The sequence below is a fragment of the Telluria sp. PB2R4 genome (genome assembly GCF_059685695.1).
The window spans coordinates 172,800-197,255 of sequence record NZ_JCASIC010000009.1 but is presented as its reverse complement, the minus strand read 5'-3'; the positions used below and the strand labels follow the sequence as shown (position 1 = coordinate 197,255).

Genomic DNA, 24,456 nt, shown 5'->3' with positions numbered 1-24,456 from the left:
GAAGGCGGGGACCCAATTTGACGTGATCAACGCCTCAGCAATTCCCCGCCTGCACCGCCTCCGGCGGCGTCTCTTCCTGCTGGCGGTGGCCGCTGGCCACCGGCTGGCGGCTTTCGGCGGTGTGCTGGAGTTCTTCGATCTCCGGATCGTGCACGTTGCGCAGTTCGAGGTAGCGGTCGAGGGCCTGGTCGAGGCGCGGCAGCAGGATGCCGCGCTCGCTGCTCAAGGCGCAATACGCAGGGCGCACCGCGGCGAAGGCGATCGGACGCGCTTCCAGCCGGCTGGCATCGATGCCGGCCCGCTCGGCCGCCTTCAGCGCCAGCTCGGCCCAGGTCAGCTCGCCGCCGTTGGACAGGTGCCAGATACCGGCCTCGCGGTCGATCGCCAGGTCCAGGCAGGCGTGCACCAGGTCCGGCACGTAGGTCGGCGTGATGATCAGGTCGTTCGAGGCCGTGAAGGACTCGCCGCGCTCCAGCGCGCCGAGCGCCTGGGTGACGAAGTTGTACTGGTCCCAGGGCCCGAAGAAGGCGCTGGTGCGCACCACCAGCGCGCTAGGGTCCTCGTCCAGCACCGCCACTTCGGCCTCGGCCTTGCTGCGGCCGTAGACATTCAGCGGCGCCACCGGGTCCGACTCCACATAGGGCCGGCTTTGCTGGCCGTCGAATACCAGGTCGCTCGAGAAGGTGGTGAGGTGGATGCGGTGGCGCGCGCAGGCCGCGGCCAGGATTGCCGCACCGGCCGTGTTCTCGCGCAGGCAGCGTTCGACCTCGTTCTCGGCATCGTCCACACGCACGTAGCCGCAGGTATTGATGACCGCCCAGGGCTGGTGCACGGCCAGGGCACGCTCGACCGAGCCGGCGTCGGCGATGTCCATGTCCTTGCGCGACAGCAGGCGATACGACAGGTTGCGCTTGCGGCAGACGCGCGCAAAGGCGCGGCCCAGGGTGCCGCTTGCGCCCAGGATCAGGATCGGGGCCGCGCCCGTGCCCACCAGGCGGTGGCCGTCGGCCGAGATCGAGGTGAGCGCCTTGGGCGTGGCCACCGGCGGATGGCACAGGAAGCGGCCCTGGCGGCGCCACCAGCCCTGGCCGCGCAGCACCGGGTGCGACAGGGCAGAACCGGAAGACAGCTCCTTCATCATCTTCGCCAGCGCGGTCGGGCGCGGGGTAGGGGAGCGCACGTCGAAGGGGCCGGGCTCGTAGTAGCCCTTGTTCTGGGTGACCAGGCTGTTCCAGTCGAAGGAGCCGAGCAGCGACCAGACCGTGACCGCGCGCACGTCGACGCCGTTCTGCTGCGACTGCTGGGCCGCTTCCCAGATCTCGAGCAGCCAGCGCAGCTGGTCTTCGCGGTTGGCGTCGATGTGGGCTTCGGTGATGGCCAGCGGGATGCCGTAGCGGTCCCAGATTTCACTCAGCAGCGGGGCGATGCCCGGCGTCGGCGTGGCCAGCACGCGCGCGGCTTCGATGTCGGCGCAGGGAATGCCGTCGGCCATGCCGCGGTGGTGTTCCGGGAAGCGCTCGGGACGGTGGTCGAGCCAGCGCTCGGAGGTGACGTAGTAATTGACGCCGATGATGTCGGGCGGGCAGGGATTGTCGCGGAACCAAAGGATGTCGGCGGCATCGACCCCGGTCTTGAGCAGGTATTTCCACAGCGCGTGCCCTTCGTCGACCATGCCGCACAGCAGGTCCCAGGCCAGCCAGCGGCGCTCGTTGTAGAACTCGGCGACATGGGCGAGCTCCGGGGTGCCGTAGGTCTTGCCGAGGTCGTCGGTCTGGACCAGCTTGGCGTCCGGGTTGACGGCGCGGATCGCGCGCATCGACAGCACCACGGCGCGGCACTGCACCAGCAGCGCTTCGATGAAGGTGCGGTCGTCGCGGCCGTGCGGATACCAGACGCCGTACAGGCCGGCGAAGCGGGCGGTGGTGCAGGGCTCGTTGACCGGGGTGTAGTACTCGATCCAGGGGTAGCGCGCCGCCACCGCGCCGGCATACTCGGCCAGCTGCTCGGCGAACAGCGGGTCGACCAGGCTGGTATGGCGCGGACCGCTGCCGTGGTGCACCAGGCCGGCGATCGGCGTGACACCGGCGTCGCGCAGCGCGTTCAGGCGCTCGTCGGGCCAGCTCCAGTCGGCCTTGTCCACGCCTTCGGGCGCGGTACGTTCCCATAGTACGGGGTAGCGGATTGCGCGGATGCCGGTGGACGCGAAGCGCCCGATGTCGCAGGCGCGCCCGGCATGGCCGTTGCGCTCCATCTGGCTGAAGTAGTCGTCGCGGACGCGGTTGACCGTGCATTCGAGGCCGCCCCAGAGTTCGAGGGGGCGGATTTGGCTGTTCGTGCTCTTTTGTGGATTCATCAGTTTCACCCAATATTAGTTTTCTAACAACAATTTCCCTACAGCTTGGCGTCCCGGACTTGAAAGTGTGAAGAGGGGAGCCGGTCAGGCGGACCAATGCGGCCATGAGGCGAGGTAGCGGTTGACATCCTTGCGCCAACCTGCAACCATGCGGTCCATGAATTTTCCGAAAGCACATCATCTTTTCTTGACCTGGTGGCGCCGCACCTAGCGCGCGGCCACAGGAAATGATCTGCATTTCGACTAACGCCGCCTCGATCCGGGTGGCGTTTTTGTTTCTGGCGCAGGAGGATCGGGGCAATAACAAGGAAACCCGATGAGCTCCCCAACCCCTTCCACAACCGCACCAGTCATCCTGACCGGCGACCGTCCTACCGGTCCGCTGCACCTCGGCCACTTCGTGGGCAGCCTGCGCAACCGTGTCGCTTACCAGGACACCTACCGCCAATTCGTGATGCTGGCCGACGCCCAGGCGCTGACCGACAACATGGATGACATCGGTAAGGTACACCGGAACGTGGTCGAAGTGGCGCTCGATTACCTCGCCTGCGGCATCGATCCGGCCCGCACGACCATCCTGATCCAGTCGCAGATCCCGGAACTGACCGAGCTCACCTTCTATTACCTGAACCTGGTGACCGTGGCGCGCCTCGAGCGCAACCCGACCGTGAAACAGGAAATCATCCTGCGCGGCTTCGAGCGCGACATCCCGGCCGGCTTCCTGACCTATCCGGCCAGCCAGGCCGCCGACATCACCGCCTTCAAGGCCAGCGTGGTGCCGGTGGGCGAGGACCAGATCCCGATGATCGAGCAGTGCAACGAGATCGTGCGCAGGTTCAACCGCACCTACAGCCCGGAAAAGGACATCCTGGTCGAGTGCAAGGCGATCGTGCCGGAAGTGGGCCGCCTGCCGGGCATCGACGGCCGCGCCAAGATGAGCAAGTCGCTCGGCAACACCATCAACCTGGGCGCCAGCGCCGACGAGATCCGCGCCGCGGTCAAGCAGGTCTATACCGATCCGCTGCACCTGAAAGTGTCCGACCCGGGTCACCTGGAAGGCAACGTGGCCTTCATCTACCTCGACGCGTTCGACACCGACAAGGAAGGCCTGGCCGAGATGAAGGCGCACTACACCCGCGGCGGGCTGGGCGACAGCGTGGTCAAGAAGCGCCTGGAAGGCATCTTGCAGGACCTGCTGGCGCCGATCCGTGAGCGTCGTGAAGAGTTCGCCAAGGACCGTGGGCAGGTGATGCAAATCCTCAAGGAAGGCACCATGCGCGCGCGCGAAGTGGCGGCGCAGACCACCGACGAAGTCAAGAAGGCGCTGGGGCTCTCCTACTTCTGATTGCGGTTCACGCGGTAGCGCTGGCCGCTACTGCGCGTCTCGCGACGTGCTGCCTTTGCGTTTGAGGGTGGTAGGCAATGTATTTCGATGGCAAGCTGTCGCCTTTCAGTGATTGGGGGTCCGCGGCATGAGCAAAGGTTTGCGCCTTACCGAGAAGTGGCTGCAGCGCGGGCTGTGGCTGGTCGCGTTGGCCTTCGCCGCCTTCCTGATCGGCCTTGGCGGCAAAGTTGTCGAAAACTTGTGGGATGTCGAGCAGCCCCTGAGTGTCGAGCAGTTCATGGACCCGGCGCAGGTCGCATCCCTGCGTGCGGAGGAAGAGCAAGCCGAGCGTCGGCACGAGAATGCCCGCCTGGCGCTGGAAAATGCGAACCAGGCCCATGGCGTGGCGCAGGCGAATACCCGCTCGGCGCGCGAAAGCTTTGATAACTGGCTGGCAACGCGTCGGGCGACCGCCCGGCCAGAGCAGGATCCTGAACTGCTGGAGCGCACCCGCGCATTGGATAAGCTGGTGGCTGCCGAGCGTACAGCATTGGCGGACGTCGAGGCCCAGCAGAGGACATTGCTCGAGGCCACTCAGGTGCTCGAACGCGCCAGGGTGCGTTGGCGCAGCATGGAAGGTCCGGCGCACGAAGCGTTCAGGGACGCCGCGACCGCCAAGGAGCTGCGCGTCTTCCTGTACCGACTCGCGCTGACCCTGCCGCTGCTGGTGCTGGCCGGCTGGCTGTTCGCGCGCAAGCGCCAGAGCCCCTACTGGCCCTTCGTGTGGGGATTCATCTACTTCGCACTGTTCGCGTTCTTCTTCGAACTCGTGCCTTACCTGCCGAGCTACGGCGGATATGTGCGCTACCTGGTCGGTATTGCCCTCACCGTGCTGGTGGGCCGCTACGCAATCCAGTCGCTGCAGCGCTACCTGGCGCGACAGCGGCAGGCCGAAGCGCTGCCGGACGTGCAGCGCCGCCAGACGCTGCGCTACGATGCCGCCCTGGCCCGGCTGGGCAAGGGCGTGTGTCCCGGCTGCGAGCGGCCGGTCGACCTGAAGGATACGGCCGTCGACTTCTGCCCGCACTGCGGCATCGGCCTGTTCGACCGCTGCGGCTGCTGCAGCAGCCGCAAGAACGCCTTCGCCCGCTTCTGCTTTTCCTGCGGGACGGCGGCGAATACCTCGCTGGCCGACTAGATCAGTCGCGCAGTTCAGTCACGCGAATCAGTCACGCAAATCAGCCGGCACCTTGCCGCCGTTGGCCGCGAGCTTGTTCATGACCTGGCGGTGCAGCCAGATATTCATCGAGGCCGAGTCGCCCGTGTCGCCGGTGTAGTGCAGTTCGGCGGCCAGCTCCTTGCGCGCCTGCAGGCTGCTGTCCAGGCCGAGCAGCTTGAGCAGGTCGACGATCGAGGTGCGCCAGTTCAGCTGCTGGCCGCTCGAAGCCTGCATCTTGGTCAGGATTTCCTCGACGTCGACCTGGTCCATTGCAGCAGGGGCGGCTTGCGCCTGGGGTTGGGGCGCCGCCTGCGGGGCGGCTTGCGGAGCAGCCTGTGGGGCCGCCTGCGGGGCCTGGGCCTGCGGCTGGGTCGCCGGTCCTTTATTGGCTGCGTGTGCTTTCGGGAAGATCTTGCTGAAGATATTGCTCAGGATGCCCATATCATTTCCTTCGTGAAGTGTGGATTGAGAACGCATGCGTTGCGCCACGTGGCCAAGCGCCAGCGCCAGCGCGGCCCCCCCCATTGCTTTGACCAGGGTCGGGTGTTCGGCATAGAACGCGCTCATGCGGTCGACGATACCGGGATTCTGCTGCTCGGCCCGTTCGGCCAGCTCGCGTACCTGCTCGGGGGATACCTGGGACGCCTGTTCAGGCGTCACCTTCCCGCCACCAAACAGCTTGCCGAACACACCGCCCGCGACCGACGACAGCATCGCGGGATTCAGCGAACCCAGCAACTGGTTCAGCATGCCGGCGCGCCCGTTCGCATCGCTTTGCCCGAACAGCTGGCTGACGACCTGCGGAAACGGGGGAGTCTGGTCGGAGCGCAGGGCGCTGGCGACGCCATCGGCAAGCGTTGCACGCGGGGTGTTCTGGGCCACGCGGTCGAAATCGTCTGCTGCCTTGTCCTGGTTGCCGCCTCCGAGGTACTGCGACAACAAATTGCCCAAATCAAATGCCATCTGATGCTCCTTGCTTCGACATGGTGGAAGGTCGAGCGTAGGCGTTTCGACCTCGCGTTCTCTGTTCGGTATTCAACGGACGAGGATGAAAAGCGGTATTTACTTTCCATGTAGACATCTACGCGCCGACCGGGGTAAGCTGCCTGTATATCGAAACCAACGGCTACCTGATTCCCGCGCAAAGGAGATGGGCATGTGGCGATACCCTCGGATCCTGGCCCATCGCGGCGGGGGCACCCTGGCGCCCGAAAATACCTTCGCCGGCCTGCGGCGCGGCATCGATTTCGGTTTCCGCGCCATCGAGTTCGACGTCATGCTGGCGCGCGACGGCGTGCCGGTGGTGATGCACGACCCCTATCTTGGCCGCACCGTGAGCGGTGCCGGCCATGTGTTCGACTACGATGCCGACGAGCTGGCGCGGATGGACGCCGGCAGCTGGTTCGGCGCCGGCTACGGCGGCGAGCCGGTGCCGCTGTTCGTCGAATTCGCCCAGTTCTGCAAGGCCCACGGCATCTGGATGAACATCGAAGTCAAGCCGGCCCGCGGTTTCGACCGCGAAACCGGCGAGACCGTCGCGCGAATCACGCGCGCCATGTTCGCGGACGAGATCGCGGCCGGCGAACTGGACCGGGTGCCGCTGCTGTCCTCGTTTAGCCTGGCCGCCCTGGAGGCTGCGCGCGACGCCGCCCCCGACCTGCCGCGCGCCTTCCTGATGAGCGAGCTGCCGCCCGGCTGGGAGCCGCTGGCGCGCTCGGTCGAGGCGGTCGCGATCCACGCCAACCACAAGCACCTGACCCCGGCGATGGCGAAGACGGTGCGCGACGCCGGTTTCGGGTTGTTCTGCTACACGGTCAACGAGCCGGTACGGGCGCGCGAGCTGCTGGACTGGGGCGTCGAGGCCTTCTGCACCGACCGCATCGATTTGATCAGCCCACATATGGGCTAGCTGCATATAAATATTTCAAGATCGCCCTTCAGAAAATTGACCGGTTGTCGATAAGTTCTGACAACTGCCGAAACGGATGACTTCATGTCATTGTCAATCAATAACAATTCACTGTCGCTCAGCGCCCAGCGCAGCCTGAGCAAGCACGTGACTGCCCAGGAGACGCTGATCAACCGTCTCACCGCCGGCACCCGCATCAACCGGGCCGCCGACGATCCGGCCGGCCAGGCCATTGCCGCGCGCATGGATGCGGGCCTGCGCGGCGTGAGCGAAGCGATGCGCGCCATCAGCGACGGCGCCTCGATGCTGCAGGTGGCTGACGGCGCGCTGGCGAACGTGGCCGACAGCCTGCAGCGCCTGCGCGAGCTGGCGGTGGCCTCCGGTAACGGCAGTTACGGCAGCAGCGACCGCGACAAGCTGCAGCAGGAAGCGATGCAAATCCTGAGCCACATCAACCAGGTCGGCGCCCAGACCCAGTTCAACGGCGAGGCGGTGTTTTCCCAGGAACGCGTCAGCATCGGCGGCGACGAGAAAAAACGGACGGTGATCGACGGCCTCAAGACCGGCTGGCTGAGTTCTTCCGAAAAGATGCTCAAGGATTTATTTGGCCTCAGTGCCGACGGCGTCAAGCTGACGGTCAACCTCGACCAGACGCCCTGGGATCCGGGCGTGCTGGCCTCGGTATCCGGCCTGGTGAACGGCGACGGCAAATTCCACAATGTGCACCTGAACATCAACATGGATTACTTCGGCACCGCGGCAACCCCTGACGGTGGCGGCGCGCCGATGTACAGCGACCGCATCATCGCGCACGAGATGGCGCACGCGGTCATGTCGCGCTCGATGAACTTCACCGACCTGCCGCAATGGTTCATCGAAGGCAGCGCGGAGCTGATCCACGGTGCGGACGAGCGGGTGGCCGGCGCCATCGGCGGCGGTAGCGCCGCCGCCATGGTCAACAACATCGCGACCGGCGGCTTCAGCTACGAAGGCGGCTACGTCGCCACGCGCTACATGCACGACAAGCTGAAGGAATTCGGCGTGGAAGGCGGCATCAAGGGCGTCATGCGCTACCTGACCCAGCACCAGAACGACGACCTCGGTGACGCGCTGACCGCGGTCACGGGCGGCCGGATCGCCGGCACGGCGGCCTTCCTGAGCGATTTCGGCGCCAACGGCGCGGCCTTTGTCGCCACGAAGATGAACCTGACCAACGCAGACACCGGCGCCATCGGCGGCCTCGATGCCGACGGCAAGGCATCCCTGAATGCGCGCGCGGTCGTGGCCGACAGCGGCGACAACAATGCCAGCGACGGCCTGGGCGGATTCCAGGTGATCTACCCGGAACTGGGTGGCCACACCGGCGTGCGCCGGGTGCAGGTGCAGGCCGGCGACCAGGCGGGCGACCTGATCGAACTGGAGTTCAGCGCCATCAATGCGTCTTCGCTCGGGCTGGCGACGCTCGACATGCAGCGCGGCGCAGTGGCGCTGCTGCACGTGGAGCAGGCGCTGGAGTTCGTGAACCAGCAGCGCGTGGTGGCGGGCGCCTCCGGCAACCGCCTCGATATGGCGGCCAACAGCCTGCAGACCAGTTCCGTCAACATGGCGGCGGCCAAGGAGAGGATCGTGGGCATCGACTATGCCGGCGCCGCGGCCGGGCTGACGCGTTCGCAGATCCTGCAGCAGGCGGCGTCGGCGATGCTGGCGCAGGCGAACAGCCAGCCGCGCGCCGTCCTGTCCCTGCTGCGCTGATTCCTCGGTAAATAAGGGCCAGGCCGATAAGCCCGTGCCCAGCTACGCTATAATCGATTTTTTATAGCGCATGCTCCCTCATTCCGCCCCTACGACATGAAATCCTCCGAAATCCGCGAAAAGTTCCTCAAGTTCTTCGAGTCCAAAGGCCACACCATCGTCCGTTCCAGCCCCCTGGTGCCGGGCAATGACCCGACCATGCTGCTGACGAACAGCGGAATGGTGCAGTTCAAGGATGTGTTCCTGGGCCTGGATACGCGCCCGTACTCGCGCGCCACCACCGTGCAGCGCTGCGTGCGCGCCGGCGGCAAGCACAACGACCTGGAAAACGTCGGCTACACCGCGCGCCACCACACCTTCTTCGAAATGCTGGGTAACTTCAGCTTCGGCGACTACTTCAAGCGCGACGCGATCAACTACTGCTGGGAGCTGCTGACCAAGGTCTACCAGCTGCCCGCCGAAAAGCTCACCGTCACCGTCTATTTCGAGGACGACGAGGCCTACGACATCTGGGCCAATGAAATCGGCGTGCCGAAAGAGCGCATCATCCGCATCGGCGACAACAAGGGCGCGCGCTACGCATCGGACAACTTCTGGCAGATGGCCGACACCGGCCCCTGCGGTCCGTGCACCGAAGTGTTCTACGACCACGGCGCCGACATCTGGGGCGGTCCTCCGGGATCGCCGGAAGAAGACGGCGACCGCTTCATCGAGATCTGGAACCTCGTGTTCATGCAGTTCAACCGCGACGAGTCGGGCACCCTGACCCCGCTGCCGAAGCCGTCGATCGACACCGGCATGGGCATGGAGCGCCTGGCCGCCGTGCTGCAGCACGTGCACAGCAACTACGAGATCGACCTGTTCCAGGCCCTCATCAAGGCCGCCGCGCGCGAAACCGGTACCACCGACCTGGAGAACAACTCGCTCAAGGTCATCGCCGACCACATCCGCGCGGCCTCGTTCATGATCGTCGACGGCATCATCCCTAGCAGCGAAGGCCACGGCTACGTCCTGCGCCGCATCATCCGCCGCGCGCTGCGCCACGGCCACAAGCTGGGCCAGACGAAGCCGTTCTTCCACAAGCTGGTGGCCGATCTCGACATCGAGATGGGCACGGCCTATCCGGAACTGCACGACGCAGCAGGGCGCGTGGCCCAGGTGCTCAAGACCGAAGAAGAACGCTTCGGCGAAACGCTCGAAAACGGCATGAAAATCCTGGAAGCGCAGCTGGCCAAGGACGCGAAGAACCTCGACGGCGCCACCGCCTTCACGCTGTACGACACCTACGGCTTCCCGCTCGACCTCACCGCCGACATCTGCCGCGAGCGCGGCATCACCCTGGACGAAGAGGGCTTCACTGCCGCCATGGAGCAGCAGAAGAAGACGGCGCGCGCCGCCGGCAAGTTCAAGATGGCCGCCAAGGTCGAGTACGCGGGCGAGAAGACCAAGTTCGTCGGCTACGAATCGCTGACCCACAACACCCACGTGCTGGCCTTGTACGCCGACGGCGTGTCGGTCCAGGAACTGAAGGCCGGCCAGGACGGCATCGTGGTGCTCGACACCACCCCGTTCTATGCCGAGTCGGGCGGCCAGGTGGGCGACCAGGGCGTGATTGGCGATGGCGCCAACGTGTTCGAAGTCGAGGACACCCTGAAGATCCAGGCCGAAGTCTTCGGCCACCACGGCGTGCTGCGTGAAGGTTCGCTGAAGGTGGGCGACACCGTCGATGCAAAAGTGGACACCGTCAAGCGTGCACGCACCATCCGCAACCACTCTGCGACCCACCTGATGCACAAGGCCCTGCGCGAAGTGCTGGGCAGCCACGTGCAGCAGAAAGGCTCGCTGGTCGATCCGGACAAGACCCGCTTCGACTTCAGCCACGGCGCACCGCTCACCGCGGAAGAAATCGCCAAGGTCGAAGCCATCGTCAACCGCGAGATCCTGGAAAACCACGCCACCCAGGCCCAGAACATGTCCTTCGACGACGCCGTGAAGCACGGCGCCATGGCGCTGTTCGGCGAGAAGTACGGCGACAGCGTGCGCGTGCTGGACATCGGTTCGTCGAAAGAGCTGTGCGGCGGCGTGCACGTCACCCGCACCGGCGACATCGGCCTGTTCAAGATCGTGTCGGAAGGCGGCGTCGCCGCCGGCATCCGCCGCGTCGAAGCCGTGACCGGCGAGGGCGCGCTGGCGCTGGTGCAGTCGATCAACCGCAAGCTGCAGGAAGCCGCCGGCGCGCTGAAAACCAGCCCGGACGAGCTGCCGTCGCGCATCGCCCAGGTGCAGGACCAGGTCAAAATGCTGGAAAAGGAAGTGGCCGCGCTCAAGTCGAAGCTGGCCGCAGGGCAGGGCGACGAGCTGCTGACCAAGGCTGTGGACGTGAACGGCATCAAGGTGCTGGCCGCGACCATGGAAGGCGCCGACGTCACCGCACTGCGCGAAACCATGGACAAGCTGAAGGACAAGCTGGGCACCGCGGCCATCGTGCTGGCCAGCGTCCTTGAAGGCAAGGTCAGCCTGATCGCCGGCGTCACCAAGGACGCCACCGGCAAGGTCAAGGCGGGCGAGCTGGTGAACTTCGTCGCCCAGCAGGTGGGCGGCAAGGGCGGCGGCCGTCCGGACATGGCGCAGGCCGGCGGTACCGACCCGTCGGGCTTGCCGCAGGCGCTGGCCGGCGTGGCCGGCTGGGTGGGCGAACGCGCGTAAGCGGTTCGCGCTTCCGTGAACAACGCCGTCCCACTGGGCGGCGTTTTTAATTTAGAGCCCAGAATGTCCTTGCACTATTCCTGCCCATTCCCGCTACCAATCTGACTCGAGCCAGTGCACATGCATGTTCCATTTCACAATCGGTTGCAGTGCTGCAACAATGTGTGACTATTTTGGTGCGCTGCGTCATACTGCCTGAAAAGGAGTAGTATTCGATTTCCGAGCACTCCCTACTTAGCAGGCATGCGATGAGCGTCACCACTATCGACATTGACACCATGGAATTCCAGAAAGACCTGGACGCACGCGGACTGAATTGTCCCTTGCCCATCCTGAAAGCCAAGAAGGCACTCGCCGAGATGGAAAGCGGCCAGGTGCTGCGCATCGTCGCCACCGACACCGGTTCCGTGCGCGACTTCCAGGCTTTCGCCAAGCAGACCGGCAACGCCCTGCTGGCGCACACCGCCGAGAACGGCGAATTCACGTTCTGGATGCAGCGAAAATAAGTTAATGCACTCCATGGGTAGGTTCTTCGCGCTTCCGTGAAGGACCTTTTTTTTGCGTCAAGGAATGTGTCATGCATAAATGCGCGATCGTCCTGCTTGCCGCCTGCGCCAGCGCACCCGCCACGGCAGCCAATGACACGCTGGCCAAACTGGGCTGGCTTCAGGGGTGCTGGAAAGCCGACGGGGCCGAGAGCGGCTCCGGCGAGCACTGGATAGCGCCGGCCGGCGGCAGCATGCTCGGCATGAGCCGCACCGTGCGCAAGGGACGCACGGCCGAATTCGAATTCATGCGCATCGCCCCCGGTGCAGACGGCAGGCTCGCCTTCATTGCCCAGCCCTCGGGCCAGGCCCCGGCCAGCTTCCCGCTGGTGCAAGCGGACAGCGACTCCGTCGTGTTCGACAATCCAGCCCACGATTTCCCGCAGCGAATCATCTACCGCCGCGTCGGCGCTACCCGCCTGCAGGCGCGGATCGAAGGCAAGGGCAGGGGCATCGACTTCCCCATGACGCGCACCGACTGCGCCGTAAAATAAAGCCGTTCCCCGGGGTGTCGCCTGTGGCAAAATCGACACTTTCGAGCCTATCGGTTTCCCGCATGCGCCATCTGGTCCGCTCCATCCCCGTCCGCCGTCTCGGTACACTTGCGCTTTCGCTGGCGCTGGTCGGCGCCTGCACGGTCGCGCCGCCGGCGGTCATCGATCGCAGCGCCAGGGCGCCGCTGCTGGACGGCTATGGCGAGGCCAGCCTGCAGCCCTCGCGCGCCAACGAGGCCGCGCGGCGCCTGTTCGCGCAGGGCATGGCGCAAGCCTATGCCTTCAACCGGCCGGAAGCCATCCGCGCCTTCAAGGCCGCGCTGGCGCAAGACCCGTCCTGCGCCATGTGCGCCTGGGCGGTCGCCTGGCAGCTGGGCCCCAACATCAACAATCCCAAGCGCGGCGACCTCACGCAAGCGGTCCGCCACGTCGACTACGCCCTGAAGCACACAGACGGCATCTCCAGCCGCGACCGCGCCCTGATCGACGCCCTGGCCCTGCGCTATGGCCATGCCAGCGCAGGGGGCGCCGTGCTGCCCGCCGTCGAGATCTGCCGCGCGCCCGGCGCCAACGCGCGCAGCGAGCCGGCCGATCCGCGCGACATCGCCTACGCGGCGCGCCTGCGCGAGATCCTTGCCGGCCATCCGCAGGACCCCGACGTGCTCACCCTGTATGCGGAAGCCGAACTGGTCGCGACCGACCAGGAATGGTGGGCCGAGGCGAGCGGCAAACCCTCCGGGCGGGTAGGTGAAGTGGCCGACCTGATCGAGGCGGCGCTGGCGCGCAGGCCGGATCACGTCGGGCTGAACCACTACATGATCCATGCCGTCGACGCGGTGCCGGTGGCGGCGCGCGCCGTGCCCGCCGCGGACCGCCTCGGCCGCCTGGCGCCGAAGTCGCCGCACCTGCTGCACATGCCCTCGCACACCTATGCCCACGTCGGGCGCTACGCCGACGCCACCCGCGTCAACGGACTGGCCGTGGCCGCCGACGAGGCCTTGATGGCCGACCTGGGGCGCCAGGGCTTTTCGGTCACCTTCGACTGGCGCGGCCACAATACCCATTTCCAGTGGTTCGGCGCGCTGATGGAAGGACGGGGCGAGCTGGCGCTCGCCACCGCGCGCGCCGCCGCCGGCCGCGCCAAGGGCACCCATGCCTATGCCGAATACACGCGCAGCCTGCCACTCCTGACCCTGCTGCACCTGCAGCGCTGGGACGCGCTGCTGCGCGAGCCGACGCCGCCTGGCGGCCAGGGCCTGGCGCCCGTGCTGGCCGATGCCGCACGCGGGATCGCCATGGTGCGCACCAGGGACCTGGCGGGTGCGCGCGCGGCGCTGGCGCGGGTTCGGCCGCAGGCCGACGCCCTGGCGGCGAAGCATCCGGGCAAGGATTATTTCCCGCGCATGCTGCGCAGCCTGGCCGGCAGCGCCGCGAAGGAACTGGCGGCCGAACTGGCCTTTGCCGAGGGCCGGGTCGATGCGGCGCTGGCGCTGCAGGCCGGGGCGGTAGAGGCGGCGCTCGATGCGAACCGCACCGAGCCGCCGATGCTGGCCAGCGGCCCGCGCCTGCGCCTGGGCGCGATGCAGCTGCGCGCCGGCCGCCATGCTGAAGCGGAGCGGATCTTCCGCGCCGACCTGGCGCGCCATCCCGGCAGCGGCTGGGCCCTGCATGGACTCGGCAAGGCGCTGGCTGCCCAGGGCAAAACCGATCCCGCCGCACAGCGGCAGCTGGCGGAGAGCTGGGCCCGTGCCGAAGCCGAAGTGCGCGCCCTCATGTAGGGCGGGGCTTGTGCCGTCGCAAGTTTAGGAGAAAACCTCTAGCGGTAAATCGCACGATCGTGCTTTAATTTCGACCTGAGGCTGAATTTCTCATATAATCTAGGCCATTTCGTCTGTCACCCATTCCATTTTCTAAAGGCACCCTATGAAAGTCCTGGTACCCGTCAAACGCGTGGTCGACTACAACGTCAAGGTCCGCGTCAAATCCGACGGCAGCGGCGTGGATATCGCCAACGTCAAAATGTCGATGAACCCGTTCGACGAGATCGCGCTGGAAGAAGCCACGCGCCTGAAGGAATCCGGCAAGGTCACCGAAGTCGTGGCAGTCTCGGTGGGTGTGACCCAGTGCCAGGAAACCCTGCGTACCGGTATGGCCATCGGCGCCGACCGCGGCATCCTGGTCGAAACGGGCGGCGAGACCGAGCCGCTGGCCGTGGCCAAGATCATGAAGGCGCTGGCGGATAAAGAGCAGCCCCAGCTGATCATCTTGGGCAAGCAGGCGATCGACGACGATTCGAACCAGACCGGCCAGATGCTGGCTGCGCTGCTGGGCTGGCCGCAAGCCACCTTCGCCTCGAAAGTGGTGCTGGAAGACGGCAAAGTGACCGTGACCCGCGAAGTCGACGGCGGCCTGGAAACCGTGGCCCTGACCCTGCCGGCCATCATCACCACCGACCTGCGCCTGAACGAGCCGCGCTACGTGACGCTGCCGAACATCATGAAGGCCAAGAAGAAGCCGCTGGACATCGTCAAGCCGGAAGACCTGGGCGTCGACGTGAGCCCGCGCCTCAAGACCCTGAAGGTCGTCGAGCCGGCCAAGCGCTCGGCCGGTGTCTTGGTGCCGGACGTTGCCACCCTGGTGCAGAAGCTGCGCCTTGAGGCCAAAGTCATCTAAATATACTGAGGAAAAGAACATGGTCGCACTCGTCATCGCAGAACACGACAATGGCTCCCTCAAGGGCGCTACCCACCACACCGTGACCGCCGCCGCCCAATGTGGCGAAGGTGGTGCAAATGAGGTCCACATCCTGGTCGCCGGCTCCGGCTGCGGCGCCGCCGCCGAAGCCGCCGCGCAGATCGCCGGCGTGAGCAAAGTGCTGGTCGCCGACGCGCCGCACTTCGCCGACGGCCTGGCCGAGAACGTCGCCGAGCAGATCCTGGCGATCGCCGGCAGCTACTCGCACATCCTGGCGCCGGCCACCGCCTACGGCAAGAACATCCTGCCGCGCGTGGCCGCCCGCCTGGACGTGGCCCAGATCTCGGAAATCACCAAGGTCGAGTCGCCGGACACCTTCGAGCGTCCGATCTACGCCGGTAACGCCATCGCCACCGTGCAATCGAGCGACAGCGTGAAGGTCATCACGGTGCGCGGCACCGCTTTTGATTCCGCCGCAAGCGGCGGTTCGGCTGCCGTCGAGCAGATCGCAGCAAGCGGCGACTTCGGCAAATCGGCGTTTGTCGGCCGCGAACTGGCCAAGTCGGATCGTCCGGAACTGACGGCCGCCAAGATCATCGTGTCGGGCGGCCGCGGCATCGGCTCGGCCGAGAACTTCAAGCTGCTCGAGCCGCTGGCCGACAAGCTGGGCGCCGCCATGGGCGCCTCGCGCGCCGCGGTCGACGCCGGCTTCGTGCCCAACGACTGGCAGGTCGGCCAGACCGGCAAGATCGTCGCCCCGACCCTGTACATCGCGGTCGGCATCTCGGGCGCGATCCAGCACCTGGCCGGCATGAAGGACTCGAAGACCATCGTCGCCATCAACAAGGATCCGGAAGCGCCGATCTTCTCGGTGGCCGACTACGGCCTGGTGGGCGACCTGTTCGAGGTCGTGCCGGCGCTGGTCAAGGAACTGGGCTAATTACCCCTTAGCCGATCTACCGTCGTTCCCGCGTGCCTATCCGGCGCGCCGGAACGGCGTTTTCACATCAGGAGACAAAGGTGAGCTACCAAGCCCCGCTGAAAGACATGCAGTTCGTGCTGAACGAACTGGCCAACCTGCTTGAAGTCAACCAACTGCCGGGCTGCGAAGACGCGACCCCGGACACCGTGGATGCCGTGCTCGAAGAGAGCGCGAAGTTCTGTGGCGAAGTCATCGCCCCGCTGAACCATGCGGGCGACAAGGAGCCGAGCTTCTGGCGCGACGGCAGCGTCACCACCTCGAAGGGTTTCAAGGAAGCTTTTCGCGCCTTTGGCGAAGGCGGCTGGCAGGGCATCCAGCACCCGAGCGAATTCGGCGGCCAGGGCCTGCCGAAGCTGGTTGCCACGCCATGCATCGAGATGCTGCATGCGGCCAACCTGTCGTTCGCGCTGGCCCCGCTGCTGACCGACGGCGCCATCGAGGCGCTGCTGACGGCCGGTTCCGATGAGCAGAAAAAGCTGTTCCTCGAGCCGCTCATCAGCGGCAAGTGGACCGGCACTATGAACCTGACCGAGCCGCAGGCCGGTTCCGACCTGGCCGCCGTGCGCACCCGCGCCGAGCCGCAGGGCGACGGTACGTTCAAGGTCTTCGGCACCAAGATCTTCATCACCTACGGCGAGCACGACATGGCGGAGAACATCGTCCACCTCGTGCTGGCGCGCACCCCGGACGCTCCAGCGGGCGTGAAGGGCATCTCGCTGTTCATCGTGCCGAAGTTCCTGGTCAATGCCGACGGCTCGCTGGGCGCGCGCAACGATGCGCACTGCGTCTCGATCGAGCACAAGCTGGGCATCAAGGCATCGCCGACCGCCGTGCTGCAGTTCGGCGACCACGGCGGCGCCATCGGCACCCTGGTGGGCGAAGAGAACCGCGGCCTCGAGTACATGTTCATCATGATGAACGCGGCCCGCTTCGGCGTCGGCATGCAGGGCGTCGGCCTGGCCGACCGCGCCTACCAGCAGGCAGTGGCCTTCGCCAAGGACCGCGTGCAGTCGCGCGAAGTGGCCGGTTCGCCTGGCCCGGTGGCCATCATCCACCATCCGGACGTGCGCCGCATGCTGATGTCGATGCGCTCGCAGACCGAGGCGGCGCGCGCGCTGGCCTACGTCGGCGCGGCTTTGTCCGACCTGGCGCACAGCCACCCCGACGAGGCGACCCGCAAGGCGAACCTTGCCGTGTACGAGTACCTGGTCCCGATCATCAAGGGCTGGTCGACCGAGATGAGCGAGAACGTGGCGCGCGACGGCGTGCAGGTGCATGGCGGCATGGGTTTCATCGAAGAGACCGGCGCGGCCCAGCATTACCGCGACGCCAAGATCCTGACCATCTACGAAGGCACCACCGCGATCCAGGCCAACGACCTGGTCGGCCGCAAGACCGTGCGTGACGGCGGCGCCGTGGCCAGGTCGCTGATCGAGCAGGTGCGCGCGGTCGAAGCGCAACTGGGTGAGCTGCAAGGTGAGGAATTTGCGGCGATCCGCCGCCAGCTGGCGCTGGGTTCCACGGCGCTGGAACAGGTGGTGGACTTCGTCGTGGCCAACGCCAAATCGAACGTGCGCGCCGTGTTCGCGGGCAGTGTGCTGTACCTGAAGCTGGCCGGCATCGTGCTGGGTGGCTGGCAGATGGCGCGTGCGGCCCTGGTGGCGCAATCGAAGCTGGCGGCAGGCGAGGGCGATGTGTCCTTCCTGCGCGCCAAGATCGCCACCGCGCGCTTCTTCGCCGATCACGTGCTCTCGAGCGCACCTGGCCTGTGCACCGCCATCGTCGAAGGCGCGCCGGGCGTGCTGGCGCTGGAAGTCGATCAGTTCTGACAGCGCCCCGGCTGTCTTGGGAAGCGGCCTGCGGGCCGCTTTTTTAATGCAAACATTATTTGCATGCAGGCTTCGCGATGCAAATAATGTTTGCAGCAGCCGTACGCGGGCCGCGGCACGTCAGCCGTAGGAGCCGCCCGTGTACAGCAAGTCGAACACCCGGGCGATCGTCCCGATCAGCACGATCGCTCCCACTCCCAAAATCAGCACCAGCAGCAGCGCCAGCAGCCAGTTCGAGCGCGAGTGCTTGCCGCTGCCCTTGTTGTGCTGCGCATCCCAGGCTTCGTCCGGCGTAAGCCCGAGCACCAGCCCTTCGATGAAGCCTGCAATATATGACAACAGCAGTGGCAGCAGCACGTAGAAGGGATGGGGCTGCACCGCGCCGTACAGGATGCCGGTGACGGGCAGGGCGCACAGGTGCAGCAGGCCAAGGCGGTCGGTGGCGCCCTTCAGGTAGAAACGGTGGGCGCCGACGCCGCCGAGCAGCAGGGCGAGCAGGGTTGCAAAGGTCTTGTTCTTGTGCCGGACAGCCATGAGCGTTGCCAAAAGTTCAGGAAAGCAGGAGTATGGTGCAAATTGACAAGGAAGGCACGCATTGCGTGAAGCCACGATGCTCGAGACGCGCTCCTACCTCGCCGAAGTCCAGCTCAAGCCGGGCGCGCCGATCGAGCCGCCGGTGTTTCCGTTTACCTTGCCGGCAATCCGTTCGCTCGCACGCCTGCCGCTGCATCCGAATGTCACCTTCCTGGTCGGCGAGAACGGCTCGGGCAAGTCGACGTTGCTCGAGGCGATCGCGGTCGGCATGGGCTTCAATGCCGAAGGCGGCAGCCGCAACTTCAACTTCGCCACGCGCGCATCGCATTCGAACCTGCATGAGCACTTGCGCTTCGTGCGCGGCATCGAGCGGCCACGCGACGGCTTCTTCCTGCGCGCGGAGAGCTTCTATAACGTCAGCACCGAGATCGAGCGCTTGGATGAGGTGCCGAACGGGAGATTGATGATGTCCTATGGCGGCGGCAGGTCGCTGCACGACCAGTCGCACGGCGAGGCCTTCCTGAGCCTGTTCATGAATCGCTTCGGCAAGGACAGCTTCTACGCACTGGACGAGCCCGAGGCCGCGCTGTCGCCCCAGCGCCAGCTTGCCCTGCTGAGCCGCCTGCACGACCTGGTCGGCCAGCGCTGCCAGTTCGTCATCGCCACCCACTCGCCCATCCTGATGGCCTACCCGAACGCCCTCATCTACGAATGCGGCGAGCACGGTGTTCGCGAGATTGCCTACGAAGAAACGGAACACTACCGCGTCACCCGCGACTTCCTTGCCAATCCGGCACGTATGCTGCGCATCCTGATGGGGGAAGCGTAGCCGGCAAAGGCCAACGGTGGCCTTGTCGCGAAAAATAAGCGATAATGCGCGTTTGGCCGAACTGCACGAAGCGTGTCCGCCGTGTTGCTATTACCGCTTGCCCCTATCTAGGCATGCGCGCTATAATCGTCGGCTTTCTCCGTCCAATACAACTTTTTGGAAATATTATGGTCGTTATCCGTTTGGCTCGTGGCGGCGCAAAAAAGCGCCCGTTCTACAACATCGTTGCAACCGATTCGCGCAACCGTCGCGATGGCCGTTTCATCGAGCGCATCGGTTTCTACAACCCGATGGCGTCGGGCGCTGAAGTCGGCCTGCGTATTGCTGCTGACCGTCTGGCTCACTGGCAAGGCGTTGGCGCGCAACTGTCGCCGACCGTCGCTCGCCTGGTTGCTAACCAGCAGCCTGCAGCCTAAGTAGGGCATTCCAGGTTTGACCGATTCGGCAGCATCCGGGGTGCAAGTCCCCGACGACCTGGTTCAGGTCGGTTATGTGTCCGGCGCATTCGGGATCGTGGGTGGACTTCGCGTTACCCCGTTCTCGGTGGATGCCGACGCGCTGCTGAGCGTCAAGACCTGGTGGTTCGACAAGCCGGCCCTGCGTCCCGTTTCGGTACGCACGGCAAAGATGCATGGCGGCGACGTGGTCGCCACCCTGGTCGGCATGCGCGATCGCAACGACGCCGAAGCGCTCAAGGGCGCCGCGGTCTCGGTATCGCGCAGCGAGTTCCCGAAACTCGAAGAAGACGAATTCTACTGGTCCGACCTGATCGGGCTGGATGTGGTCAACCTCGAAGGCGAAGCCCTCGGCAAGGTGACCGACATGATGCACAACGGCGCGCAGTCGATCCTCAGGATCACGCCGGCGGCATCCGAAGATACCGGTGCTCCAGACGCGAAAGTGTCGGAGCGCCTCGTGCCGTTCGTCGACCAGTTCGTCAAGAACGTCGATCTCGGCGCGAAACGGATTACCCTGGACTGGGGTCTGGATTATTGACCTGCGTAGCAGCGCCGATGTGAAGCGGGGTCCCGATGCAGTTTGACGTCGTGAGCTTGTTTCCGGAAATGTTCGCAGCCTTGACGGAGTCCGGTGTGACCCGGCGCGGCATCGAGCAGGGACGCTGGGGCCTCAAGATCTGGAACCCGCGCGATTTCACGCAAGACCGCCACCGCACCGTGGATGACCGCCCTTACGGCGGCGGCCCCGGGATGGTGATGCTGGCCAAGCCGCTTGAAGCCGCGCTCGCCGCTGCGAAGGCGCGCCAGGTCGAGCTGGGCTTGCCGGCGCCGCGCGTGGTGTTCATGTCGCCGCAGGGCAAGCCGCTGACCCACGAACGCGTGGTGGCGCTGAAGGACGAGCCGGGACTGGTCGTGCTGTGCGGACGCTACGAAGGCGTGGACCAGCGTTTGCTGGACCGCTGCGTCGACGAGGAAATCTCGCTGGGCGACTTCGTGCTCTCGGGCGGCGAATTGCCGGCGATGGCGCTGATGGATGCGGTGGTGCGCTTGCTGCCCGGCGTGCTGGGCGACGAAGCATCGGCAGTCGAAGACAGTTTCGTCAACGGTCTGCTCGATTCGCCGCACTACACGCGTCCGGAAGTCTACGAAGGCGACGCGGTGCCGCCAGTGCTCATGGGCGGCAACCACGCCGAGATCATGAAGTGGCGCCGCCAGCGCATGCTGGAGGCGACCTTGAAGAAACGGCCGGACCAGCTGGAGCGTGCGCGTGCCGCCGGCCAGTTGACGAAGGCCGATGAAAAGTTTCTGGCAGAGCTGGATAAGCCTGCCGAGTAGGAATGTACGGGGAATACCTCGGTACATGTAACGGCGGGCATGTTGCCCGCATGTTCAACCCCATCCTCTACCGGGCAAGCTGTACAGCGCCGGCAAGATGGTTTTTGGAGCAATAAAAATGGATCTGATCCAGCAACTCGAGCAAGAAGAAATTGCGCGCCTCGGCCGCAGCATCCCTGATTTCGCACCGGGCGACACCGTGGTTGTCAGCGTCAACGTCGTCGAAGGCAACCGCAAGCGCGCCCAGGCATACGAAGGCGTCGTCATCTCGCGTCGTAACCGCGGCCTGAACTCGAACTTCATCGTTCGCAAGATCTCGTCGGGCGAAGGCGTCGAGCGTACTTTCCAGCTGTATTCGCCGCTGATCGCTTCGATCGAAGTGAAGCGTCGTGGTGACGTGCGTCGTGCCAAGCTGTACTACCTGCGCGAGCGTTCGGGCAAGTCGGCACGTATCAAAGAAAAGCTGCCACAGCGTAAAGTCAAGACTGCAGCAGCAGCTGAGTAATAGCGTCTGTGTCTTGGAAAAAGGCATCCGCAAGGATGCCTTTTTCTTTATGCGCGCGAGTTTTTGCTTTTAGGAATGTAATTGACCAACGTCCTGTTCGATCCCACAGCAATGCCTGTCGAAGGCCTTGCCGGTGAAGCGCCGCTCGCCCCCGAGGTGCTGAGCGTGGAGGCGGTGCGCGCCCGTTTTGCGCGCACGCTGCCGTGGGACCCGGAAGCTTCCGATGAGGCACTGCTCGCGCCCGCGCTGCGCCTGCGCCGCGCCGCCGTGCTGGTGGCGCTGGTCGAGCGTCCCGCAGGCCTGACCGTGCTGCTGACCAAGCGCACCGACCACCTGAGCAGCCATGCCGGCCAGGTCAGTTTTCCCGGCGGCCGCGCCGAAGAGCTCGATTCCTCGCCAATCGAAACCGCGCTGCGCGAGACCGAAGAGGAGATCGGGCTGCACCGCCGCCACGTCGAGATCGTCGGCGTGCTGCCCGAGCACGTCACCATCAGCGCCTACCGCGTCACGCCGGTGGTGGCGATCGTGACGCCGCCGTTCGCGCTCAATGCCGATCCGGGCGAGGTGGCGGATATTTTCGAGGTGCCCCTCAGCTTCCTGATGTCGGGCGCCAACCACCAGCGCCGTTCGCTGGCGCTGCCGGAGGGGAAGGGCACGCGCAGCTTCTATGCGATGCCTTACCAGGATTATTTCATCTGGGGGGCGACGGCGGCGATGCTGCGCAACCTCTACCACTTCCTGCGTGCCTGAGAGTAACGATCGTAGGGTGGGCGGCTCGTGATTCGGTCCACTGGACCGAATCACCCCACGCGTTCAAACGGTGCAGGCTTAGCCGATACGACTGCGCCACCACCGACTATCACCGTGCGGGCGGGAGACCCACCCACCCTATGAACCCGAGCTGCCCGTGATTTGGTCCACCGGACCAAATCACTTTCCCGATTTGATTCCAGCCCACTTCTCCGCTATCGTAGCGGCAGCATGGTATTGCCAGAACAAAAAAGGATTCCTGAATGACATTTTTCTCCATCCTCGTCGCGCTGATCATCGAGCAGCTCAAGCCGCTGCGCGCCGACAACCAGGTCTATGGTGGCATCAAGGGGTTCGCGATGCGCATCGAGGGCTGGTTCAATGCGGGCGAGCAGAAGAATGGCCGCATGGGCTGGATCCTGATGATGCTGGCGCTGATGCTGCCGACCTGGCTCGTCTACTGGGTGTTCATGCGCTACAACCTGGTGCTGCTGGCCTTCGCGTGGAACGTGCTGATCGTCTACCTGACGCTGGGTTTCCGCCATTACAGCCACTATTTCACCTCGATCCAGCTGGCCCTGAACCAGGGCGACGACGCCACCGCGCGCCAGCTGCTGGCCGAGTGGGCCCGGATCGACACGGTGGGCATGGACAGCACCGAAATCACCCGCCTGGCGGTCGAAAAATCGCTGGTGACGACGCACCGCAACGTATTCGGCGTATTCTTCTGGTTCCTGATGCCACTCGGGCCAGCGGGCGCGGTGATGTACCGCGTGTCGGAATACCTGGCGCGCGCCTGGAACGAACCCGATCACATGCGCAACGAGGCCTTCGGCCAGTTCGCCGCCAAGGCCTTTTACTGGATCGACTGGCTCCCGGTGCGCCTGACGGCGGTGGCCTTTGCCGTGGTCGGCAATTTTGAAGACGCGATCTACGCCTGGCGTAATTTCGCCGGCCGCTGGGCCGACGAATCGAAGGGCATCATCCTGGCCGCGGGCGGCGGAGCGATGGGGGTGCGCCTGGGGACGCCGAACGAGAATGCCCCCCGGCTGCTGCCGCCGGATGCCGCCACGGTCGACCTGGGCGACAGCGAATCCGAGGTGCTGCCGGGCGAGGAACCGAACCTGCGCGCGATGCAGAGCACGGTCGGGCTGGTGTGGCGGGCGCTGATCCTGTGGATGATCCTGCTGCTCCTGCTGTCGAGCGTGGTGTGGCTCGGCTAAGGCATATCGCACGGCAGGTCTCGTCCGGCAGTCTTCTATAAGATATAATACTGCGCTGAGGTTGTTCTCATCCACGCAGTATCCTTGTTTCAGCAAGCAGCACTATGGCCGAGTTACCGCAGACCCCGGAGTCGACACTCAAGGACGAGTTTTTTATCCTGGGCATTACCAGCACCGGCAGGCAGTTCCGTCCCAGCGACTGGGCCGAGCGCCTGTGCGGGGTCATGTCGTGCTTCGCGCCCGGCGCCGCCGGCCGCGATTCCCACCTGCAGTTCTCTCCCTGGGTCCACCCGACCAACGTCAATGGCGTGAAGGCCGTGGTCGTCAGCCGCGAGCTGCAGAAGATCGAGCCCCTGGCCTACCACTTCGTGCTGAACTTTGCCAAGGATAACGATTTGCAGGTGGCGGACGCCTGCTTCGTGCCGCCGCCGGACGAGAAGAAGGCCGCGGTATAAGACCCTTCCGGATTCAGGAACTGGCGCTATGATGAAAGTCATAGCGCCAGTGTCATTTGGGGCCCGCAGGCCCCAGCATTGAATAGGGGGATACCATGCACATCCGCGATATCTGCACCAGCGCAGCCGCCCACTGCGCCCGCGACGAAACCGTGCAGGGCGCGGCCCTCATGATGCGCCGCCTGCACGTGGGCGACATCATTGTCGTCGAGCAGTTCGACGGCGCCAACGTCCCGGTCGGCATCCTGACCGACCGCGACATCGTGGTGTCCGTCATCGCTCCCGGCCTCGACCCGGCCAGCCTGCAGGTCGGCGACATCATGGCCGACGACTTGCTCACGGCGCGCGAGACCGACGACGTCTACGAGACCATCGAGCGCATGCGCCTGCGCGGCATCCGCCGCGTGCCCGTCATCGATGCGGCCGGCAGCCTGGCCGGTATCGTCAGCGCCGACGATCTACTCGAATTCCTGGCCGAGGAGATGGGAGAATTGTCTCGCATTAGCCCATATCAACAAGCGCATGAACGCCGGGCCCGCCAGTAACTAGCCCCTCTGTTA

The 24,456-nt window shown here is 65.3% G+C and carries 23 protein-coding genes; 20 read left to right on the top strand and 3 right to left on the bottom strand.

Annotated elements, in window-relative coordinates:
• Nucleotides 1-34 precede the first annotated feature (34 nt).
• A complete protein-coding gene (locus tag AC56LU_RS16355) occupies nt 35-2,353 on the bottom strand; it encodes a family 1 glycosylhydrolase (RefSeq protein WP_497176668.1) in 2,319 nt (772 codons plus the stop codon).
• Between the two features lie 316 nt (nt 2,354-2,669).
• Here AC56LU_RS16355 and trpS point away from each other — a divergent pair, with 316 nt between their 5' ends.
• Together trpS and AC56LU_RS16345 are read left to right on the top strand one after the other, a co-directional pair.
• Nucleotides 2,670-3,698, top strand: a complete 1,029-nt coding sequence (trpS, locus tag AC56LU_RS16350) for a tryptophan--tRNA ligase (protein ID WP_497176667.1) — start codon at nt 2,670-2,672, stop codon at nt 3,696-3,698.
• 127 nt (nt 3,699-3,825) lie between these two features.
• A complete protein-coding gene (locus AC56LU_RS16345) occupies nt 3,826-4,875 on the top strand; it encodes a serine endopeptidase (protein WP_497176666.1) in 1,050 nt (349 codons plus the stop codon).
• Between the two features lie 27 nt (nt 4,876-4,902).
• On the opposite strand, the gene AC56LU_RS16340 is transcribed toward AC56LU_RS16345, so the two are convergent.
• Nucleotides 4,903-5,337: a DUF3597 domain-containing protein gene (locus AC56LU_RS16340; RefSeq protein WP_497176705.1), complete on the bottom strand. Its 435-nt coding sequence runs from the start codon at nt 5,335-5,337 to the stop codon at nt 4,903-4,905.
• A 715-nt stretch (nt 5,338-6,052) separates the two neighbouring features.
• Here AC56LU_RS16340 and ugpQ point away from each other — a divergent pair.
• The 9 genes from ugpQ (at nt 6,053) to AC56LU_RS16295 (ending at nt 17,807) form a co-directional block, all read left to right on the top strand.
• Nucleotides 6,053-6,805 (top strand): glycerophosphodiester phosphodiesterase, encoded by a 753-nt coding sequence (gene ugpQ, locus AC56LU_RS16335; protein WP_497176665.1) that lies wholly within the window; start codon nt 6,053-6,055, stop codon nt 6,803-6,805.
• An 84-nt stretch (nt 6,806-6,889) separates the two neighbouring features.
• Nucleotides 6,890-8,557 carry a flagellinolysin gene (locus tag AC56LU_RS16330; RefSeq protein WP_497176664.1) on the top strand — a complete coding sequence of 556 codons (1,668 nt, stop codon included), beginning with the start codon at nt 6,890-6,892 and terminating at the stop codon, nt 8,555-8,557.
• Between the two features lie 96 nt (nt 8,558-8,653).
• On the top strand, nt 8,654-11,263 hold the full coding sequence (alaS, locus tag AC56LU_RS16325; RefSeq protein ID WP_497176663.1) for an alanine--tRNA ligase: 2,610 nt from the start codon (nt 8,654-8,656) through the stop codon (nt 11,261-11,263).
• Nucleotides 11,264-11,541: 278 nt separating this feature from the next.
• A complete protein-coding gene (locus tag AC56LU_RS16320; RefSeq protein ID WP_091876271.1) occupies nt 11,542-11,769 on the top strand; it encodes a sulfurtransferase TusA family protein in 228 nt (75 codons plus the stop codon).
• A 71-nt stretch (nt 11,770-11,840) separates the two neighbouring features.
• Nucleotides 11,841-12,302 (top strand): DUF6265 family protein, encoded by a 462-nt coding sequence (locus AC56LU_RS16315; protein WP_497176662.1) that lies wholly within the window; start codon nt 11,841-11,843, stop codon nt 12,300-12,302.
• A 62-nt stretch (nt 12,303-12,364) separates the two neighbouring features.
• Nucleotides 12,365-14,080: a hypothetical protein gene (locus tag AC56LU_RS16310; RefSeq protein WP_497176661.1), complete on the top strand. Its 1,716-nt coding sequence runs from the start codon at nt 12,365-12,367 to the stop codon at nt 14,078-14,080.
• Nucleotides 14,081-14,225: 145 nt separating this feature from the next.
• Nucleotides 14,226-14,975, top strand: a complete 750-nt coding sequence (locus AC56LU_RS16305; RefSeq protein ID WP_497176660.1) for an electron transfer flavoprotein subunit beta/FixA family protein — start codon at nt 14,226-14,228, stop codon at nt 14,973-14,975.
• 19 nt (nt 14,976-14,994) lie between these two features.
• A complete protein-coding gene (locus AC56LU_RS16300) occupies nt 14,995-15,936 on the top strand; it encodes an electron transfer flavoprotein subunit alpha/FixB family protein (protein WP_497176659.1) in 942 nt (313 codons plus the stop codon).
• Between the two features lie 80 nt (nt 15,937-16,016).
• Nucleotides 16,017-17,807, top strand: a complete 1,791-nt coding sequence (locus AC56LU_RS16295; protein WP_497176658.1) for an acyl-CoA dehydrogenase — start codon at nt 16,017-16,019, stop codon at nt 17,805-17,807.
• A gap of 120 nt (nt 17,808-17,927) precedes the next feature.
• On the opposite strand, the gene AC56LU_RS16290 is transcribed toward AC56LU_RS16295, so the two are convergent.
• Nucleotides 17,928-18,341, bottom strand: a complete 414-nt coding sequence (locus AC56LU_RS16290) for an NINE protein (RefSeq protein ID WP_497176657.1) — start codon at nt 18,339-18,341, stop codon at nt 17,928-17,930.
• A gap of 76 nt (nt 18,342-18,417) precedes the next feature.
• Here AC56LU_RS16290 and AC56LU_RS16285 point away from each other — a divergent pair, with 76 nt between their 5' ends.
• The 9 genes from AC56LU_RS16285 (at nt 18,418) to AC56LU_RS16245 (ending at nt 24,441) form a co-directional block, all read left to right on the top strand.
• A complete protein-coding gene (locus tag AC56LU_RS16285) occupies nt 18,418-19,170 on the top strand; it encodes an AAA family ATPase (protein WP_497176704.1) in 753 nt (250 codons plus the stop codon).
• 167 nt (nt 19,171-19,337) lie between these two features.
• Nucleotides 19,338-19,586, top strand: a complete 249-nt coding sequence (gene rpsP / locus AC56LU_RS16280) for a 30S ribosomal protein S16 (RefSeq protein ID WP_036216003.1) — start codon at nt 19,338-19,340, stop codon at nt 19,584-19,586.
• Nucleotides 19,587-19,626: 40 nt separating this feature from the next.
• Nucleotides 19,627-20,166, top strand: coding sequence for a ribosome maturation factor RimM (rimM, locus tag AC56LU_RS16275; RefSeq protein ID WP_497176656.1), 540 nt, complete (start codon nt 19,627-19,629; stop codon nt 20,164-20,166).
• Nucleotides 20,167-20,201: 35 nt separating this feature from the next.
• On the top strand, nt 20,202-20,963 hold the full coding sequence (gene trmD, locus AC56LU_RS16270; RefSeq protein ID WP_497176655.1) for a tRNA (guanosine(37)-N1)-methyltransferase TrmD: 762 nt from the start codon (nt 20,202-20,204) through the stop codon (nt 20,961-20,963).
• Nucleotides 20,964-21,081: 118 nt separating this feature from the next.
• Nucleotides 21,082-21,468, top strand: a complete 387-nt coding sequence (rplS, locus tag AC56LU_RS16265) for a 50S ribosomal protein L19 (protein ID WP_225240324.1) — start codon at nt 21,082-21,084, stop codon at nt 21,466-21,468.
• A gap of 81 nt (nt 21,469-21,549) precedes the next feature.
• Complete coding sequence (locus AC56LU_RS16260) at nt 21,550-22,218, top strand: CoA pyrophosphatase (protein ID WP_497176654.1); 669 nt, start codon at nt 21,550-21,552, stop codon at nt 22,216-22,218.
• 263 nt (nt 22,219-22,481) lie between these two features.
• A complete protein-coding gene (locus tag AC56LU_RS16255; RefSeq protein WP_497176653.1) occupies nt 22,482-23,441 on the top strand; it encodes a CobD/CbiB family protein in 960 nt (319 codons plus the stop codon).
• 104 nt (nt 23,442-23,545) lie between these two features.
• On the top strand, nt 23,546-23,896 hold the full coding sequence (locus AC56LU_RS16250; protein ID WP_497176652.1) for a DUF3579 domain-containing protein: 351 nt from the start codon (nt 23,546-23,548) through the stop codon (nt 23,894-23,896).
• A gap of 95 nt (nt 23,897-23,991) precedes the next feature.
• Complete coding sequence (locus AC56LU_RS16245; RefSeq protein WP_497176651.1) at nt 23,992-24,441, top strand: CBS domain-containing protein; 450 nt, start codon at nt 23,992-23,994, stop codon at nt 24,439-24,441.
• Nucleotides 24,442-24,456: the final 15 nt, after the last annotated feature.